The sequence below is a fragment of the Caballeronia sp. LZ035 genome, from assembly GCF_031451175.1.
GTDB lineage: Bacteria > Pseudomonadota > Gammaproteobacteria > Burkholderiales > Burkholderiaceae > Caballeronia.
Genome location: NZ_JARUXS010000004.1, coordinates 1,474,695 through 1,490,568, shown reverse-complemented (window position 1 = coordinate 1,490,568; position 15,874 = coordinate 1,474,695). Strand labels below are relative to the sequence as shown.

The following is a 15,874-nucleotide window of genomic DNA, read 5'->3' as shown; positions in this document are numbered from 1 at the left end:
AGCCCTCGAAGGACATGTGCGTGAGGTTGCCTGTTCGCGTGGCCGCCGGATGCGCGCATCAGCGGCATCTCAACATCGGGACCACAGTCCCGCAGCAGCAATCCTTCGTACGGTTTCCTCGCGTGACAAACCGCGAGCGGAAACGTCAGCCCGAATATGGTTCAACCGCTTTCGGACGTCAATTGCCTTTCGCACCTATCTCGGGCCGTCGAATCTTGCATGATTCACACGGTGGAACGGCTGGTTGGCCGTCCCGCCGCCTCGTAGGGTGCCCGGACACGTCACGCGGTGTCCGGCACATGGCCCGGATATGGATGTGAAAGCGTCGGATCGCTACGGATGGGCGGCGCCGGAGCAGGCATCGCGCGATACGTCTCGCTCTCTCGCTCACTATGTTTCTGACATTTTGGGATCGGCCCGGCGGTTTTGAGCCGCCAATCCTTAGCCGTTTGCCGACAAGGGGCCGTGACTGAAGGATAAACCACTGATGGCAAAGGAGATCGCGCGTGTCATGGCTGGCGACATCTGAAACGTCTTGTTGCATCTCGCCGACGCGCCGCTCGAAACCCTTGCGGCCTCGGCGAAAACCACTTTCTCAGGGTTCCGAAGCATTGTCCGGAAGGGGATCGTTATTGCTGAATGCGCCGCCCCAAAACAACATGGGCCGCTGCGCGCGTGACGCGCAGCGGCCCGTGCCGAAACGTTAAACGACCTTACTTCGCCAGTTGCAGCGTACCGTCGATACGGCGGTTCAGGCCCAGCGGATTCTCCGTCTTGAGGGCGTCGGGCAGCAGTGCGTCAGGCAGGTCCTGATAGCTGACCGGACGCAGGAAGCGGTTGATCGCGAGGCTGCCGACCGAGGTCGAGCGGCCATCCGCCGTCGACGGATACGGGCCGCCGTGCACCATCGCGTGACCGACTTCCACGCCCGTGCCGAAACCGTTCACCAGGATGCGGCCGGTGCGGCGTTCGAGCGCGGGCAGGAAGCTGCGTGCGTCGGCGTGATCGGCTTCATCGATATGCAGCGCCGCGGTTAGCTGGCCTTCCAGCGACTCGATCAGTTCGCGCATCGCAGCGAGATCCGGGCAGCGCACCACCAGCGACGACGCCCCGAAAATCTCTTCCTGCAGGTCATGGCTCTTGCGGAATGCATCGGCGGTGGTCACGAACAGCGCCGACTGGCCCTGGTTCTCGCCCTTCTGCTCGACGCCGCGCGCGGCGGTCGTCACGCCCGCGTGCTCGGCGGCGCGCGTCACGGCGCCCTGATAGGCCTTGCAGATGCCCGGCGTCAGCATGGTCTGCGCGGCCGTGTCCTTGAGCGCTGCTGCGGCGGCTTCGATGAACGCGTCGAGATCGGGACCGTCGATGGCGAGCACCAGGCCCGGATTCGTACAGAACTGGCCGGCGCCCATCACGAGCGAACCCACGAACGCCTTGGCGATGCCTTCCGCGCGGTTCTTCAGCGCGCTCGGGAACAGCAGGACCGGGTTGATGCTGCTCATTTCGGCGTAGACGGGAATCGGTTCGGCGCGGGCTGCGGCGAGCTTCATCAGCGCCGTGCCGCCGCCGCGCGAGCCCGTGAAGCCGGCTGCCTTGATGCGGTTGTCCTTGACGAGACCCTGGCCGATGTCGCGACCGCTGTCGAACAGCAGCGAGAACGTGCCTTCGGGCATGCCGCAATCCTTCACGGCCTTTTGCAGCGCGCGGCCGACGAGTTCCGAGGTGCCCGGGTGCGCCGAGTGCGCCTTGACGATGACCGGGCAGCCGGCTGCGAGCGCCGATGCGGTGTCGCCGCCGGCGACCGAGAACGCGAGCGGGAAGTTGCTCGCGCCGAACACGGCGACCGGACCCACGCCGATGTGGCGCAGACGCAGGTCGACGCGCGGCAGCGGCTTGCGTTCCGGCTGGGCCGGGTCGATGCGCACGCCGAGGAAATCGCCGTTGCGGACCACGCCCGCGAACATGCGCAGTTGGCCGACGGTGCGGCCGCGCTCGCCTTCGATACGCGCGCGCGGCAGGCCGCTTTCGATCATGCAGCGCTCGATCAGGTCGTCGCCGATGTCGAGGATGTTCTGTGCGATGGTTTCGAGGAAGGTGGCGCGGGCTTCGGGCGAGGTTTCGCGATATTGATCGAACGCGGTCCACGCGAGCGCGCACGCGCGTTCGAGGTCGTCGGCCGTGGCGCCGCCGAATGCCGGTTCGATGGCCGCGCCGGTCGATGCATTGACGGCCTTGATGGAGCCGTTCGAGCCGAAGCGCGATTCCTGGCCGATGAGGAGGTTGCCTGTGAGTTGCATGATGTCTCGTCCTTGCTTGAATGGATTCATGGCGGCCGTTGTGGCGGGTTGTTGCCAGTTGTACGATGACCGCTCCCTGCGCCGACTATACGGCCTCCGGAGCCGGGCTGTATAGTGAAACCTTTCCATCGCATGATCGCTTTCAGGAATCACCCCGGGCGCGCGGGACGCGTCGGGCGGGGCGTCAGACCATGAAGAACACACTGGACGTGCTGATGTCGCGGCTGCGCATGAAGCAGCTGCAATTGCTGATCGCGCTGGACGACCACAAATCGCTGCACAAGGCGTCGAGCGCGATGGCCATGACGCAGTCCGCCGCCAGCAAGGCGCTGGCCGAGCTCGAATCGATGCTGGAAGCGCCGTTGTTCGAGCGCGCCAAGACCGGGCTGATTCCGAATCCCTTTGGCCGCTGCGTGGTGCGTTACGCGCGCGTGCTGGCCGCCGATCTGAATTCGCTCTGTCATGAATTCGCGCAGATCCGCGCAGGGACGGGCGGACGGCTGACGGTCGGCACCATCATGGGCGCGGTGCCGGGCGTGGTCGCGCCGATCGTCAACGAGATGCATGCGAAGCATCCCGATCTCGCCATCGAGGTGCTCGAGGACACGAGCGCGCGCATGCTGCCGATGCTCGACGACGGCCGTGTCGATCTCGTCATTGGCCGCTCCAGCGTGTCCGATCAGCCGTCGAAGTATCACTACCAGCCGCTGATGGACGAACCGCTGTGCATCGTCGTCGGACAGGGGCACGAGCGCACCCGCGCGCGCGAGGTGGGCTTTGCCGATCTCGCGCACTACCGCTGGGTGACGTATCCCACGTATATGCCGATGAGCGCGCTGCTCGAACGCGAACTGGACCTCGCCGGACTGCCGATGCCGGTCAATCCCATCTCCACGGCGTCGCCGCTGCTGACGGTGAGCCTGCTCAAGCAGAGCGCCGAGCTGGTGTCGATCCTGCCCGCGAGCGTGGCCCGCGAGTTCGAGCGCCATGGCATGCTGCGCATCCTGCCGGTGCGGATGAAGTCCAAGTCGCAGACTTTCGGCATCGTGACGCGCAAGGGCGGCGCGCTGTCGCCGGCGGCGCGGCAGTTTGCGCAGATGCTGCGGGAACAGAGCCGCGTGCAGTGACGGGCCTGCGCGGTTAATGCGGTATCGCGTTTGGCGCGTTCGGCGCGTTCGGCGCGTTCGGCGCGTTCGGCACGTTCGGCACGTCCGGCGCGCTCAGCACGTCCGGCACGTTCAGCGCGTTCAGCGCGTCCAACGCGTCCAACGCGTCCAACGTGTCCAACGCGTTCAGCGTGTTCGCACGTCCAACGCGTTCAGCTCGCCCAGCGCACCGAGCACGTCCAGCAAGTCCAGCAAGTCCAGCAAGTCCAGCAAGTCCAGCAAGTCCAGCAAGTCCAGCAAGTCCAGCACGTCCAGCACGTCCAGCACGTCCAGCAAGTCCAGCACGTCCAGCACGTCCAGCACGTCCAGCACGTCCAGCACGTCCAGCACGTCCAGCACGTCCAGCACGTCCAGCACGTCCAGCACGTCCAGCACGTCCAGCAAGTCCAGCAAGTCCAGCAAGTCCAGCACGTCCAGCACGTCCAGCACGTCCAGCACGTCCAGCACGTCCAAGGCGTTCAACGCGTTCAACGCGTTCAGCGCGTTCAGCGCACCCAGCGCACCCAGCGCATTCAGCGCGTCGCGACGATGAACAGCCGTGGAAAGGGCAGCAGCACAGTGCCATCATCGAGCACGGTATAGGCGGCGCGCAGGCCTTCCCGATAGCGCTCAAGGAAAGCCTCGCCTTCGTCGGCGTCGAGTTTCGCGAGGAACGGCCGCAACGCGCTGCCCTTGAACCATTCCACGATGCCTTCAATGCCGCCTTCGAGCGGATGGTGATACGTGGTGCGCCACACGTCGACCTGCGCGCATTGCGGCTTGAGCCGCGTGTAGTACCAGTCGGCCCCGTGCCGCGCCGTGCGCTCGACGCCTTCGAGCCTGTCGCGCCAGGGGCCGTCGGCGGCGGCTGCGCGCATCGCCTGGTGCGCGGGTTCGTCGAGATTGTCAGGCATCTGTACGGCAAGCCGCCCGCCCGGCGCGAGCCTGGCCGCGAGCGCCGGAAACAGTGTCGCGTGATCGGGCAGCCATTGCAGCGAGGCGTTCGCGAGAATCAGGTCGTAGAGGCGGTCGGTTTGCCATGTGCCGATGTCGCCGAGCTCGAACGCAATCTGCGGCAGGCGCTTGCGCGCGGCGGCGATCATGTCGGCGGAGTTGTCGATGGCGGTGACGCGGGCGTCGGGCGCGAAGTCGAGCAGCGTTTGCGTCGAGTTGCCCGGGCCGCAGCCGAGATCCACGGCCGTGCGCGCCGTCGCGGCATGCGCGGTACCGAGCAGGTCGCGCACGGGGCGCGTGCGCTGTTCCTCGAACACGGAATATTGCGCGGCTTGCCAGTCCGCCGATGGGGTCGTCATGTCAGGCTCCATTCATGTGCGTCAAAGGGAAGGCCGCGAGGATGGCTTACGCGTCCGGACATCCGAAAGGATACAGATCCGTACCAGGTCCGGAAGCTTGAGCGCGGGCGGTGCTGAAAAGACAGGGGCCGCCGGCACACGTACGGCTTACCGACCGGCGCGCCGATAGCCCGGCTTATCGCTCGAAATTACTCCTTTGCGCACAGGCATCGTCCTATACTGGCGTGGCATTCGCGGGCGGCGGCTGACGGCAGACAAGCCGCACCGGCGCACTGCTTTCGACTGTAAATCCAGGTTACCTTGCGCCTTCAAGCGGCGCCCTCAAACGGAATACGGCAGATGAGCGACACGTCAGTCGGCAGCTCGAACGGTCTCGTGGCTGCGCTGCGCGCACAGCAACAGACGCTCACCGAGCAATGGATGAAGCTCGTGTTCGGCGATCAGGAAGTCGAGCACTCCGACCAGCTCACCTACCGGCAGCTCGCGGATCATCTGCCGGACATCTTCAACGAAATCTGCATCGTGCTGGAATCGCGCAACATGCGCGACCAGGAAGGCGCCATCGAACGCAATGCGCGCCAGCATGGCCAATGGCGCTGGCAGCAGGGCTATCGTGTCGATGAACTGGTGCGCGAGCTCGATCTGTTCCGTCAGGTGTTGCTGCTCGCGATCGGCGACTATGCGAGCACCCACGACGATTTCTCCCGCGCCGACGAAGAGCATGCGCGCCTGATGACCGACGAAGTGGTGAGCTTCGTCACGCTGGCGTCGATCCGCGAGGCGGTGGGCGAGCGCGACCGCAAGCTCGACGAATACACCGGCATGCTCGAACGCGCCAACTACGAGCTGACGCTCAGGCAGAAGCTCATCAGCGAGCTGTATGAAACGCGCATGCAGGTGACGCGCCGCGTCGCGCATGACCTGCGCAACTTTCTGAACGTGTTTTCCACGGCGCTGCAACTGGCCTCGCGTTCGCCGGCCAAGCGCGACACGGCGCTCGGGCTCGCGAACCGCCAGGTCGCCGACATGGCGACGCTCGTCGACGAAATGGTCGAATACTCGAAAGTGCTCGGCGACGATTCCCTGCTGACCGTGGAGTCGTTCGATCCCGTCGGCCTGTTCGACGAACTCATGCAGTCCTGCCGCGTGTCCACCGAGGCGAAAGGGCTCAAGCTTATCGGCCAGCTCGACGCCGAACTCGGCGCGGTGACCTCGAACCGCCTGAAGGTGAAGCAGGTGGCGCTGAATCTGCTGTCGAACGCAATCAAATACACGTCGGCCGGGGAGATCGTGTTCTCCATGACCGCCGTGCCGGGCGAGCGCTGGAAGCTGCTGGTCGCGGACACGGGCGTGGGTATCGGGCCGGACGATCAGGAGCGCGTGTTCGAGGAGTTCGAGCGCGCCGCCGATGACGACATCCCCGGTGCGGGACTCGGCCTCGCGATCGTCAAGGAACTGTCGCGGACGCTCGATGGCGAGTTGCGCTTCGACTCGGCGAAGGGGCGCGGCAGCGTGTTCGAGGTGACGTTCCCGCTGGTGCTCGAACCGAAGCCGCACAAAGGCGCGACATCATGAAAGCAAAAAAGCGAACGGGTCGCCCCGTTCGCTTCCGGTCTTCGTGACATCGGGCCGCATGCGAGACATGCGGGCCGCGAGCGTTACGCCGTCGCGGCTTCTTCGACCACGGCTTCATCGTCCACCGACGAGCGGATCAGATGGTCGAACGCGGAGAGCGATGCCTTCGCGCCTTCGCCGACCGCGATCACGATCTGCTTGAACGGCACCGTGGTGACGTCGCCGGCGGCGAACACGCCCGGCAGCGAGGTCGCACCCTTCGCATCGACGACGATCTCGCCGTGCTTCGACAGTTCCACCGTGCCCTTCAGCCATTCGGTGTTCGGCACCAGGCCGATCTGCACGAACACGCCTTCCAGTTCCACGCGGTGGCTTTCGCCCGACGCGCGGTCCGTGTAGGCCAGCGCGTTGACCTTCTTGCCGTCGCCAAAAACTTCCGTGGTCTGCGCGTTCGTCACGATGCTCACGTTCGACAGGCTGCGCAGCTTCTTCTGCAAGATGGCGTCGGCGCGCAGCTCGGTGCCGAACTCGATCAGCGTCACCGCCGCGACCAGACCCGCGAGGTCGATGGCCGCTTCCACGCCCGAATTGCCGCCGCCGATCACCGCGACGCGCTTGCCCTTGAAGAGCGGGCCGTCGCAGTGCGGGCAGTACGCCACGCCGCGGCCGCGATACTCGCGCTCGCCCGGCACGTTGATTTCGCGCCAGCGCGCGCCGGTCGAGAGAATCACCGTCTTCGCCTTCAGCACCGCGCCGCTCGCGAGATGAATCTCGTTGATGCGGCCCGGCACGAGCTTGTCGGCGCGCTGCACGTCCATCACGTCGACTTCATGGCTCTTGACGTGCTGTTCGAGCGCGGTGGCGAACTTCGGTCCGTCGGTTTCCTTCACCGAGATGAAGTTCTCGATGGCCATCGTGTCCAGCGTCTGACCGCCGAAGCGTTCCGCGACGACGCCCGTCGCAATGCCCTTGCGCGCCGCGTAGATCGCGGCCGCCGCGCCGGCAGGGCCGCCGCCGACGATCAGCACGTCGAACACCGGCTTATTCTCCAGTTCCTTCGCGGCGCGGGCGGGCGCGTCCGTGTCGAGCTTCGCGAGGATTTCCTTCACGCCGCTGCGGCCCGAGCCGAAGCTCGTGCCGTTGAGGAACATCGTCGGCACGGCCATGACCTGGCGGTCTTCCACTTCCTTCTGGAACAGCGCGCCGTCGATGGCCACGTGCTTGATGCGCGGATTGATGAGCGCCATCATGTTCAGCGCCTGCACCACTTCCGGGCAGTTCTGGCACGTCAGCGAGAAATACGTTTCGAAGGCGAAGTCACCGTCGAGATTGCGGATCTGTTCGACGGTGGTGTCGTCGAGCTTCATCGGATGGCCGCCGGTCTGCAGCAGGGCCAGCACGAGCGATGTGAATTCGTGGCCCATCGGGATGCCGGCGAACTGGATGCCCGCGGGCTTGCCCGGTTCGCCGATCGTGAACGACGGCCGGCGCGCGTCCGCATCATCTTTCTGGACGACGCTGATCCGCGAGGACAGCGAGGCGATGTCGTCGAGCAGGCCTTTCAGCTCGCGCGATTTGTCGCCGTCGTCGAGGAAGGCGACGAGTTCGATCGGCCGGGTGACCTTTTCCAAATAGGCTTTCAACTGGTTCTTGAGATTGGCGTCGAGCATGGCGAGGTCCGTTCCGTGACTGGTACAGGCGTGCTTCGATACGGCGCTGAAGTTTTCAGCGCCGCAGCGTAAGCGTTGGGGTATTGCTGGACGCGCCGCTTGCGCGCGGTGCGTCCCATTCGACTCGCTGGAGGCGCGGGTCTTAGATCTTGCCGATCAGGTCGAGCGACGGGGTCAGCGTTTCAGCGCCCGGCGTCCACTTGGCGGGGCACACTTGACCCGGGTTCTTGGCGATGTACTGGGCAGCCTGAACCTTGCGGAGCAGTTCGCCAGCGTCGCGGCCGATGCCGTTGTCGTGCACTTCGCACAGCTTGATCTCGCCTTCCGGGTTGATCACGAACGTGCCGCGCAGCGCCAGGCCTTCTTCCTCGATCAGCACGTCGAACGCGCGCGAGATGGCCAGCGTCGGATCGGCGATCATCGGGTACTCGATCTTCTTGATCGTGTCCGACGTGTCGTGCCATGCCTTGTGCGTGAAGTGCGTGTCGGTCGACACCGAGTAGATTTCCACGCCGAGCTTCTTGAACTCTTCGTAACGGTCTGCCAGGTCGCCCAGTTCCGTCGGGCACACGAACGTGAAGTCCGCCGGGTAGAAAACGAACACCGACCACTTGCCCTTCAGGTCTTCTTCGGTGACGGTCGTGAAATCGCCATTGTGGTAGGCGGTTGCTTTGAACGGCTTGACTTGGCTGTTGATGATGGGCATTACCAGTTTCCTTTTGGAGTGGTGTTGAAGAAGTGAATGAACTATACAGTAAAGCTATCGTTGATGCGAAGTGGATTGATTTTATTATCGGGATAGGGTGAGCCTATCGGGCCGATATTGGACGTTTTCCCGCATACGGCATTCTGATTGCGCATGTCGTCCGCGGTTCCTTTTTAGCAGGTTTTTACATTGTCAATATTCAAGGAGGCGTCATGAAAATCGGCATCATCGGAGCGGGGAATATTGGGGCGGTGCTGGCGTTGCGCTGGAGCGAGAAGGGGCACGAGGTGCGGATCGCCAACTCGCGCGGCCCGACGACGCTCGCCGAAGTGGCGCGCGAGACCGGCGCGACGGCCGCTGAGGCGCGTGACACGGTAGCGGGCGCAGAAGTCATCGTGGTGACGATTCCGGAGGCCAAGGTGCCGAATCTGCCGAAGGACCTGTTCGCGGGCGTGCCGGCGGGTGTCGTGGTCATCGATACGGGCAATTACTATCCGCGGCAGCGCGACGGGCGTATCGACGGGATTGAACGAGGGCTGACGGAGAGCCGCTGGGTCGAGCAGCAGATTGGCCGGCCGGTGGTAAAGGCGTTCAACAACATCTATGCGGAACATCTGCGCAATCGCGGCAAGCCGGCGGGCGCGGCGGGGCGCATTGCGCTGCCGGTCGCGGGTGACGACGCTCAGGCGAAAACGCTCGTCATGCGGCTGGTGGAAGAGATGGGTTTCGACGCTGTGGATGCGGGAACGATCGACGATTCCTGGCGCCAGCAGCCGGCCACGCCCGTCTATACCGCCGATCTCGACGCCGCCGGCGTGCGGGCCGCGCTGCATCAGGCCGAGCCTGCGCGCAAGCCCGAATGGCGCGCCACCGACGCGAGCCCTGGCACGTTCGACGCGCCTGCCTGAGGCCGGGCGAAGGTGAGGCGTATTTCGTGCGCCGGAACGTTCGTACGGATTAGTGCGGGAGACGGTGCACCTCATGAGACAATCAGCAAACTTTCCTGATGGGCTTTACCATGGCAACCCGGCTGGCGCGTTGTGTCTGACCGGGCGTCGTGGACTTGCTGATTGACTATGAAAACCGCTTCTCCCTCGCAGGACGTGCAGGATCCCCAACCCCGTTTTGGCGAGTGCGACGCGTGCGCGGATGTCGAACTCGTCGCCACCGCCACCATTCCTACTCGCTACGGCACCTTCGGTTCCTACGTGTATCGCGTGAAGCATACGAACGTCGAGCACATCGCCTTCGTCATGGGCGACGTGAGCAACGGCGATTCCGTGCTGACGCGGCTGCATTCCGAATGCGTGACCGGCGACGTGTTCGGCTCGTATCGGTGTGATTGCGGCGAGCAGCTGGATCTCGCGCTGCGCTATATCGCCGCTGAAAGCCGCGGCATCCTGCTCTATCTGCGGGGCCATGAGGGGCGTGGCATCGGGCTGGCCAACAAGATCCGCGCGTATGCGCTGCAGGAACAGGGACTCGATACCGTCGATGCAAACCTGCACCTCGGTCTTCCGGACGACGCTCGCGAATACGACTCCGCCGCCGCCATCCTGCGCGCGATGAAAGTGAAGTCCGTGCGCTTGATGAGCAACAACCCGTCGAAGTTCGACACGCTGCTCAAGCACGATATTCCCGTGTGCGAACGCGTCGCGCTGGCGATTCCGATGCGTGAAGAAAACGAGCGCTATATCAAGACGAAGCAGGCGCGCTTTGGGCACTACTTCGAAGAGAATGAGTAGGGCGGATTAGCGAGTCTGAGCGATCGCTCAACTCGCATCATGAAAAATCACCCCGAGCATATGCCGCCGTCCCGAGCGCAGGCGGCTCACGCCATGCCTCAAATTCACCCGGTACGGCCCGCGGGTTCCCTGCACCGGCCGATGATGCACGGCGAACAGCACCGCATCGCCCTGACTGAGCGGCACGACTTCCGCGCGCGATTGCATGCGCGGCCGCTGCTCGGTCATCACGAACTCGCCGCCGGTGAAATCGCGCTGCGGCGCCGAGAGCAGAATGGCCATCTGGATCGGGAACACGTGCTCACCGTACAGGTCCTGATGCAGGCAGTTGTAGTCGCCCGGCACGTAGCGCAGCAGCAGCGGCGTGGGACGCGTCTGCCCGGCGCGATGGCATCGCTCGATGAACGCATCGTGTTCGCGTGGATAGCGCATGTCGATCCCCATGATCTCGTTCCACCGGTTCGCCACCGGCACGAGATGCGGATACACGGCGCGCCGCACATCGCCGATCTGATCGGGCAACGGATACGCGAAGTATTTGTATTCGCCGCGCCCGAAGCCGTGCCGCTCCATTACGACGCGGCTCCGAAAACCGCCTTCGCGATCGTACAGCCCGGCCAGCGCCTCGCATTCGGCGCGTGAGAACAGGCCGGGCGCGGTGGCCGAGCCGAACGCATCGAGTTGTGCTTCGAGGCTGGCCCAGTCGAGCGCGTCGATGCGCTCGCTGACCTCAGGGGCGGTATGTACGGGCAGGTTCATGCCGGGTCTCCGAAAAAGCGTGATTGTGCTCGCCGCGCGCGCGTCACGCACTCCGGGTCTTGCGCTGCAATTCGATCGCGATTCGACCGCGTGGGGTCAGTGCGGCAGCGCCTCGTCGATACGCCCCCGCAGCGCATCTCGACGCGCATTCATCCGGGCGCCGAGCGTGACGAGATCGAGTTGCGCGCGGCGCAGTTCAGGGAAGAGTGTCGCTTCTTCTTCAGCGACATGACGCCCGGCATGTTCCTTCAGCATCCTGAAAGTGGCGTCGAAGCCGTCTTCGCCGGCCGTGAGCGACGCCAGGCGATCGATCAGCGACGTCATCAGGAAATGCTCGACATACGCTTCATCGACGTCGATGTTCTGCTGTGCGGCGAGCGCATCCTCGGCTATCGGATAGAGCAGTTCTTCTTCGACGATCGCATGGATCGTCAGTAGTTCGCACGCGCGCTGCACCAGCGATTGCTTGTGTTCCGGCGCGGCGGCGCCGGCGTGATCGAAGGCATCGAACAACTGTTCGAGCGCACGATGATCGGCTTCGAGCATGTCGAGCGCGTCCGGGATTCGCGGGGAATGAACGGTGGACATGTGGGGTTCTCCAGATAAGGGCTCTGCGGCCTGGTAGGGATGACGTGTGTCCCCGAAGTGCCGAAGAGAAGCAAAGCGAATGCCCGCGATTGCATCAGTTAACGGCGGCATCGCGCCGGTCTAAATGGTCGCCGGCGATCTGCGCGAGGTCACGATGCCGCAGCACCTTCACCTGCCACCACGCGGGCAGCAGGCGCCGCACTTCGTTGCGCGCGAAGCGATCGTCGATCAGATACAGCACGCCGCGATCGAGTGGTCCGCGTATCACGCGCCCGGCCGCCTGCACCACTTTCTGCAAGCCCGGAAACAGGTACGTATAGGCGTAGCCTTCGCCAAAGGCTTCGTGCATGCGTGCTCGCATCTGCTCGTTGACCGGATTCAGTTGCGGCAGGCCGAGCGTCGCGACGAATGCACCCACCAGCCGCGTGCCCGGCAGATCCACGGCCTCGCCAAACGCCCCGCCCAGCACCGCGAAGCCGACGCCGCGTCCATCCGGCACGAAGCGCTCGAGAAACGCGTGCTGCTCCGCCTCGCTCATCGCGCGGGATTGCTGCCAGCAGGGAATGGACGGATGACGCTCGACCAGCGCCGTCGCCACCTGCGCCAGATACTCGAAGCTGCTGAAGAAGCTCAGGTAGTTGCCCTCGGCCTGGAAGAACTGCGCCGCGATCAGATCGGCGATGCGCGCCACGGATTCCGCCCGGTCGCGATAACGCGTCGAGACATCGGCGATGGCGCGCACGTCGAGCTGCGTGGCGTCGAACGGCGACTCGACGTCCACGCGCACGCACGACTCGGGAAGGCCGAGCGTGTCGGCGTAGAAGTGCGCGGGCGTGAGCGTCGCGGAGAAGAGCGCGACGCTGTGAGCGCGCGCGAAACGCGGTGCGAGATGCGGTCCGGGCACCACGTTGCGCAGGCACAGCACGGCCGGACGCTTGCCGCCGTGCGAGCGCTCCAGCGCGATATCGAAGAGGGAATGCGCGCCGAACCGTTCGGCGATGCGCGCGAAGTGAATGGCGTCGAAATAGAAGCGGAGGATCTCGGGCGTGAAGCTGTCGGGCTGTTCGACCAGCGTCTCGGTCATGTGCGAGACCGCCTGAGCCAGCGCGCCCAGCAGATTCTCGGGCGCCTCTGCGTAGGCCGCGTAGTCGGTGTCGGCCGCGCGCTGCTCGCGCGCCGTCTCGTTCCAGCTGCGCGCGACGCGTCCGAGCGGCTTCTTCAGCCACGCAGGCGCGCCGCGGCGCATGGTTTCGAAGGCGCGTTGATCGAGCGTCGCCGAATACATGCCGCGCGCGCGTTCGACGAGGTTGTGCGCCTCGTCCACGAGCACCGCGACGCGCCAGCGGTTCGCCTCCGCAAGCGCGAAGAGCATCGCGCTGGTGTCGAAGTAATAGTTGTAGTCGCCGACGATCACATCGCCCCAGCGCGCCAGTTCCTGACTCAGATAGTACGGACAGACTTCGTGCGCACGCGCCACGTCGGCAATCGACGCGCGGTCGAGCAGCGCGCGGTCGAGCGCGGCGGCGCGCGCGGCAGGCAGGCGATCGTAGAAGCCGCGTGCGAGCGGACACGCGTCGCCGTGGCAGGCGCGGCCGGGATACTCACAAGCCTTGTCGCGCGCAACGAGTTCGACGACGCGCAACGGGCGCGCGGCCAGGGTCGTCAGCGCGTCGAGCGCGAGTTGCCGGCCGGCGCTCTTGGCGGTGAGAAAGAAGATCTTGTCGAGTTGCTGCCCGCGCCACGCCTTCAGCAGCGGAAACAGCGTGCCGACCGTCTTGCCGATGCCCGTCGGCGCCTGCACGACGAGCCGCTTTCCCGACACGGCCGCGCGATACACCGCTTCAGCGAGCGTGCGCTGGCCGGGCCGGAAATCGGCATGGGGAAAGTTGAGCGAATCCAGCGCTTGATTGCGGGCCGCAGCGTGCGCCATTTCCTGCCGCGCCCAGGCGATGAAACGTTCGCATTGCGTGTCGAAATGCGTGGCGAGCGCGTGCGCGGTCTGGGTTTCCACCAGCACGGTTTCGGTTTGATCGACGATGTCGAAGTACACGAGCGCGATGTCGATTTCGACAAGCCCGAGCTTGCGGCACAGCAGATGCCCGTAGACGCGTGCCTGCGCCCAGTGCAGGTGACGGTGATTGGCGGGCATCGAATCGAGCTTGCCGCGATGCGTCTTGATCTCTTCGAGCCGGTTCAGCGCGGGATCGTAGCCGTCGGCGCGGCCGCGCACGCTGAGCGGGCCGTGTGTTTCCGCGAGGGAGATTTCCTTCTGATAACCGGCGGGCCGCCGTCCGGTAACGGTCAGATGCCCGGCGATGCCTTCCTGCGCGCTCGGCGCGGGCGTGAAGCGCAGATCGAGATCGCCTTGCTTTGCCGTGAATTCGCACAGCGCGCGAACGGCAACGGTGTAGGCAGGCTCGGGTACTGTATGCATGTACAGCAGTCTAGCATGGGGGAAATGGCTGTAAACGGTGTCTTCGTTGTTGCGCCGGGTCGATCAACTCGTACAATCGCGTGACCCGACAACAACCACTGATCCGAGCGGCGGCCGACAGGCGCGCAGATCGCACAGACGTGCGTTCGTATCGAAAATCGAAGGACATGATGACTCAAGACGAGCTGGTGAATCATTTGAAGTCGATTGCCGACGACTACTGGCAATCCAAGAAAACTCCTATTTTTCTAAGTCAGTTGGTACCCACTTTGATCGCGCGAGCGGGAAACGCCGACTTTAGAGTTGCTCTCGGTACTCAAACCTTGAAGTCGTTCATCAAGTCCACGAGCGAGATGGGGCGCTACCGACTCATCGAACATCCCACACAAATTGCAAAAGTGGCGTTGGCGCCGATCGATGCGGAATTCGAATTTTCGCAGTCCGGCACAACCGAAGGGGTCAGCAATGCAATCCCGACACAGCGCAGACCCAATAAGGCGATCGCGCTTCTGGACATCTTGTCGACGCTCCCCGATGAAGAAATTCAGAAAATCACCATTCCAATTTCGGTTCTTGTGAAACTATCTAGACAATGAAAGTCCTGATTTGCCTGATTTCGTCGCAAAAAGATATCAATGAAACCGTTCGACGACAGCGCGAGAAACTGGTTCCCCAAGACCTATTCAGAGGAAGATCCGGGCCAGATTTTCCCATTCATTTCAAGCTTTCGGTGTTCGATCCGTCGACTCCGTCCCTGAGTTTCGACAAATATCTGCTGTCTCTAATCAAGGGGATGGAGGCGATCATTCTGCTTGTCGAGAGGAAGCACGTCCATCACGTTCAGCACGTTTCGCGCGCAATCTTTGCCGCTGTGTTCGACACGCCGGACGAGAAGCTGCGGAACTTCAAGAATTTTTTCGGGAGTTATTTCTCGCCGCTGTTTCGAAATTTCTTCGCACTTCGGGCCATGATGCGCGACGCAGAAAAGGAACAAGCGTTGATGTTGCCACTTCGCAATTTCAAGGCTGAGGAACTTGCAGAGATAATTCGGCTAGTGAGCGAGGAGAGCCGGTCCACGGCATTTGCAGGCGATCTCGAGATCCGATTGTCTCGGCTGATCAAGCGCAGGTGCAAACGGGCGAGATCGGCGTATCCGACAAAGTATTTTATCGACGATAAGCAGATGCATTTCGCATATGGAAACGAACATCATGCTCTCTTCGACGCAGCACCACCTCATACCGCTGCCTGCCACGTGAACGGGATATTCAGATTCGGAAGGAAAATTGACAAGAGCCGGCATTTCAACGTGAGCTTCGGCGACAGTGACGAAACGACCATCTCCGGAGATTTCCCTGACTGTCACGGTGGGATCAAGACTATCCCTGCGACTGCTCGTCGAAGCCACGCCAACATGTTTGCGAATGACTTTTGTTGATCCCAAATGAAACGGGGAGATCGAACTGGATCTCCCCGATAAGGAATATTTGTATCTAGCGCGCTTTCCATCCGCAGAGGCAATAGAGATTCAAACTTCGGCCGACTCACAAACAACAAGCTGAGACAAGCACGTTCTCCACACTATCGGAACCTTCACTTGCCTACCCTCTATCCAGCAATGGATAGCACTGTAGGCCGCAGA

At 63.5% G+C, this 15,874-nt stretch carries 15 protein-coding genes; 6 read left to right on the top strand and 9 right to left on the bottom strand.

Annotated features, from left to right (window positions below; genetic code table 11):
- Window positions 1-713: 713 nt before the first annotated feature.
- Window positions 714-2,297 carry an aldehyde dehydrogenase (NADP(+)) gene (locus QCE88_RS37295; protein WP_309910657.1) on the bottom strand — a complete coding sequence of 528 codons (1,584 nt, stop codon included), beginning with the start codon at window positions 2,295-2,297 and terminating at the stop codon, window positions 714-716.
- Window positions 2,298-2,488: 191 nt separating this feature from the next.
- Here QCE88_RS37295 and QCE88_RS37290 point away from each other — a divergent pair, with 191 nt between their 5' ends.
- The gene (locus QCE88_RS37290) at window positions 2,489-3,424 is read left to right on the top strand and encodes a LysR family transcriptional regulator (protein WP_309910655.1); all 936 of its coding nucleotides are present in this window, start codon (window positions 2,489-2,491) and stop codon (window positions 3,422-3,424) included.
- Window positions 3,425-3,437: 13 nt separating this feature from the next.
- Here the strand turns inward: QCE88_RS37290 and QCE88_RS37285 are convergent, their stop codons facing one another.
- The 3 genes from QCE88_RS37285 to tam are packed head-to-tail and all read right to left on the bottom strand — an operon-like array spanning window position 3,438 to window position 4,755.
- Window positions 3,438-3,566, bottom strand: a complete 129-nt coding sequence (locus QCE88_RS37285; protein ID WP_309910653.1) for a hypothetical protein — start codon at window positions 3,564-3,566, stop codon at window positions 3,438-3,440.
- A gap of 23 nt (window positions 3,567-3,589) precedes the next feature.
- Window positions 3,590-3,925: a hypothetical protein gene (locus QCE88_RS37280; RefSeq protein WP_309910652.1), complete on the bottom strand. Its 336-nt coding sequence runs from the start codon at window positions 3,923-3,925 to the stop codon at window positions 3,590-3,592.
- Window positions 3,926-3,975: 50 nt separating this feature from the next.
- Window positions 3,976-4,755 (bottom strand): trans-aconitate 2-methyltransferase, encoded by a 780-nt coding sequence (gene tam, locus QCE88_RS37275; protein ID WP_309910650.1) that lies wholly within the window; start codon window positions 4,753-4,755, stop codon window positions 3,976-3,978.
- A 339-nt stretch (window positions 4,756-5,094) separates the two neighbouring features.
- On the opposite strand from tam, the gene QCE88_RS37270 reads away from it, so the two are divergent.
- Window positions 5,095-6,330 carry a HAMP domain-containing sensor histidine kinase gene (locus QCE88_RS37270; protein WP_309910649.1) on the top strand — a complete coding sequence of 412 codons (1,236 nt, stop codon included), beginning with the start codon at window positions 5,095-5,097 and terminating at the stop codon, window positions 6,328-6,330.
- Between the two features lie 83 nt (window positions 6,331-6,413).
- On the opposite strand, the gene ahpF is transcribed toward QCE88_RS37270, so the two are convergent.
- Window positions 6,414-8,000 carry an alkyl hydroperoxide reductase subunit F gene (gene ahpF / locus QCE88_RS37265; RefSeq protein ID WP_309910647.1) on the bottom strand — a complete coding sequence of 529 codons (1,587 nt, stop codon included), beginning with the start codon at window positions 7,998-8,000 and terminating at the stop codon, window positions 6,414-6,416.
- A gap of 142 nt (window positions 8,001-8,142) precedes the next feature.
- On the bottom strand, window positions 8,143-8,706 hold the full coding sequence (gene ahpC, locus QCE88_RS37260; RefSeq protein WP_309910645.1) for an alkyl hydroperoxide reductase subunit C: 564 nt from the start codon (window positions 8,704-8,706) through the stop codon (window positions 8,143-8,145).
- 116 nt (window positions 8,707-8,822) lie between these two features.
- Here ahpC and QCE88_RS37255 point away from each other — a divergent pair, with 116 nt between their 5' ends.
- Together QCE88_RS37255 and ribA are read left to right on the top strand one after the other, a co-directional pair.
- On the top strand, window positions 8,823-9,614 hold the full coding sequence (locus tag QCE88_RS37255; protein ID WP_409018307.1) for an NADPH-dependent F420 reductase: 792 nt from the start codon (window positions 8,823-8,825) through the stop codon (window positions 9,612-9,614).
- A gap of 168 nt (window positions 9,615-9,782) precedes the next feature.
- Window positions 9,783-10,451, top strand: coding sequence for a GTP cyclohydrolase II (gene ribA / locus QCE88_RS37250; RefSeq protein WP_309911040.1), 669 nt, complete (start codon window positions 9,783-9,785; stop codon window positions 10,449-10,451).
- Between the two features lie 27 nt (window positions 10,452-10,478).
- Here ribA and QCE88_RS37245 read toward each other — a convergent pair whose 3' ends face one another.
- From QCE88_RS37245 to QCE88_RS37235, 3 genes are all read right to left on the bottom strand, one after another.
- The gene (locus QCE88_RS37245) at window positions 10,479-11,210 is read right to left on the bottom strand and encodes a 2OG-Fe(II) oxygenase (RefSeq protein WP_309910641.1); all 732 of its coding nucleotides are present in this window, start codon (window positions 11,208-11,210) and stop codon (window positions 10,479-10,481) included.
- 96 nt (window positions 11,211-11,306) lie between these two features.
- Complete coding sequence (locus QCE88_RS37240) at window positions 11,307-11,798, bottom strand: hemerythrin domain-containing protein (protein WP_309910640.1); 492 nt, start codon at window positions 11,796-11,798, stop codon at window positions 11,307-11,309.
- 94 nt (window positions 11,799-11,892) lie between these two features.
- Window positions 11,893-14,232, bottom strand: a complete 2,340-nt coding sequence (locus tag QCE88_RS37235; protein WP_309910638.1) for an ATP-dependent DNA helicase — start codon at window positions 14,230-14,232, stop codon at window positions 11,893-11,895.
- Between the two features lie 167 nt (window positions 14,233-14,399).
- Here QCE88_RS37235 and QCE88_RS37230 point away from each other — a divergent pair, with 167 nt between their 5' ends.
- Both QCE88_RS37230 and QCE88_RS37225 read left to right on the top strand, forming a co-directional pair.
- Window positions 14,400-14,828, top strand: a complete 429-nt coding sequence (locus tag QCE88_RS37230; RefSeq protein WP_309910636.1) for a hypothetical protein — start codon at window positions 14,400-14,402, stop codon at window positions 14,826-14,828.
- On the top strand, window positions 14,825-15,670 hold the full coding sequence (locus QCE88_RS37225) for a hypothetical protein (RefSeq protein ID WP_309910634.1): 846 nt from the start codon (window positions 14,825-14,827) through the stop codon (window positions 15,668-15,670). Before QCE88_RS37230 ends, QCE88_RS37225 begins: the two co-directional genes overlap by 4 nt.
- Window positions 15,671-15,874: the final 204 nt, after the last annotated feature.

Excerpts from the sequence above, each read along its gene's own strand:
- ahpC (WP_309910645.1), bottom strand. The coding sequence starts at position 8,706 with ATGCCCATCATCAACAGCCAAGTCAAGCCGTTCAAAGCAACCGCCTAC.
- QCE88_RS37270 (WP_309910649.1), top strand. The coding sequence starts at position 5,095 with ATGAGCGACACGTCAGTCGGCAGCTCGAACGGTCTCGTGGCTGCGCTG.
- tam (WP_309910650.1), bottom strand. The coding sequence starts at position 4,755 with ATGACGACCCCATCGGCGGACTGGCAAGCCGCGCAATATTCCGTGTTC.
- QCE88_RS37225 (WP_309910634.1), top strand. The coding sequence starts at position 14,825 with ATGAAAGTCCTGATTTGCCTGATTTCGTCGCAAAAAGATATCAATGAA.
- QCE88_RS37290 (WP_309910655.1), top strand. The coding sequence starts at position 2,489 with ATGAAGAACACACTGGACGTGCTGATGTCGCGGCTGCGCATGAAGCAG.
- ahpF (WP_309910647.1), bottom strand. The coding sequence starts at position 8,000 with ATGCTCGACGCCAATCTCAAGAACCAGTTGAAAGCCTATTTGGAAAAG.
- ribA (WP_309911040.1), top strand. The coding sequence starts at position 9,783 with ATGAAAACCGCTTCTCCCTCGCAGGACGTGCAGGATCCCCAACCCCGT.
- QCE88_RS37295 (WP_309910657.1), bottom strand. The coding sequence starts at position 2,297 with ATGCAACTCACAGGCAACCTCCTCATCGGCCAGGAATCGCGCTTCGGC.
- QCE88_RS37240 (WP_309910640.1), bottom strand. The coding sequence starts at position 11,798 with ATGTCCACCGTTCATTCCCCGCGAATCCCGGACGCGCTCGACATGCTC.
- QCE88_RS37235 (WP_309910638.1), bottom strand. The coding sequence starts at position 14,232 with ATGCATACAGTACCCGAGCCTGCCTACACCGTTGCCGTTCGCGCGCTG.
- QCE88_RS37245 (WP_309910641.1), bottom strand. The coding sequence starts at position 11,210 with ATGAACCTGCCCGTACATACCGCCCCTGAGGTCAGCGAGCGCATCGAC.
- QCE88_RS37230 (WP_309910636.1), top strand. The coding sequence starts at position 14,400 with ATGATGACTCAAGACGAGCTGGTGAATCATTTGAAGTCGATTGCCGAC.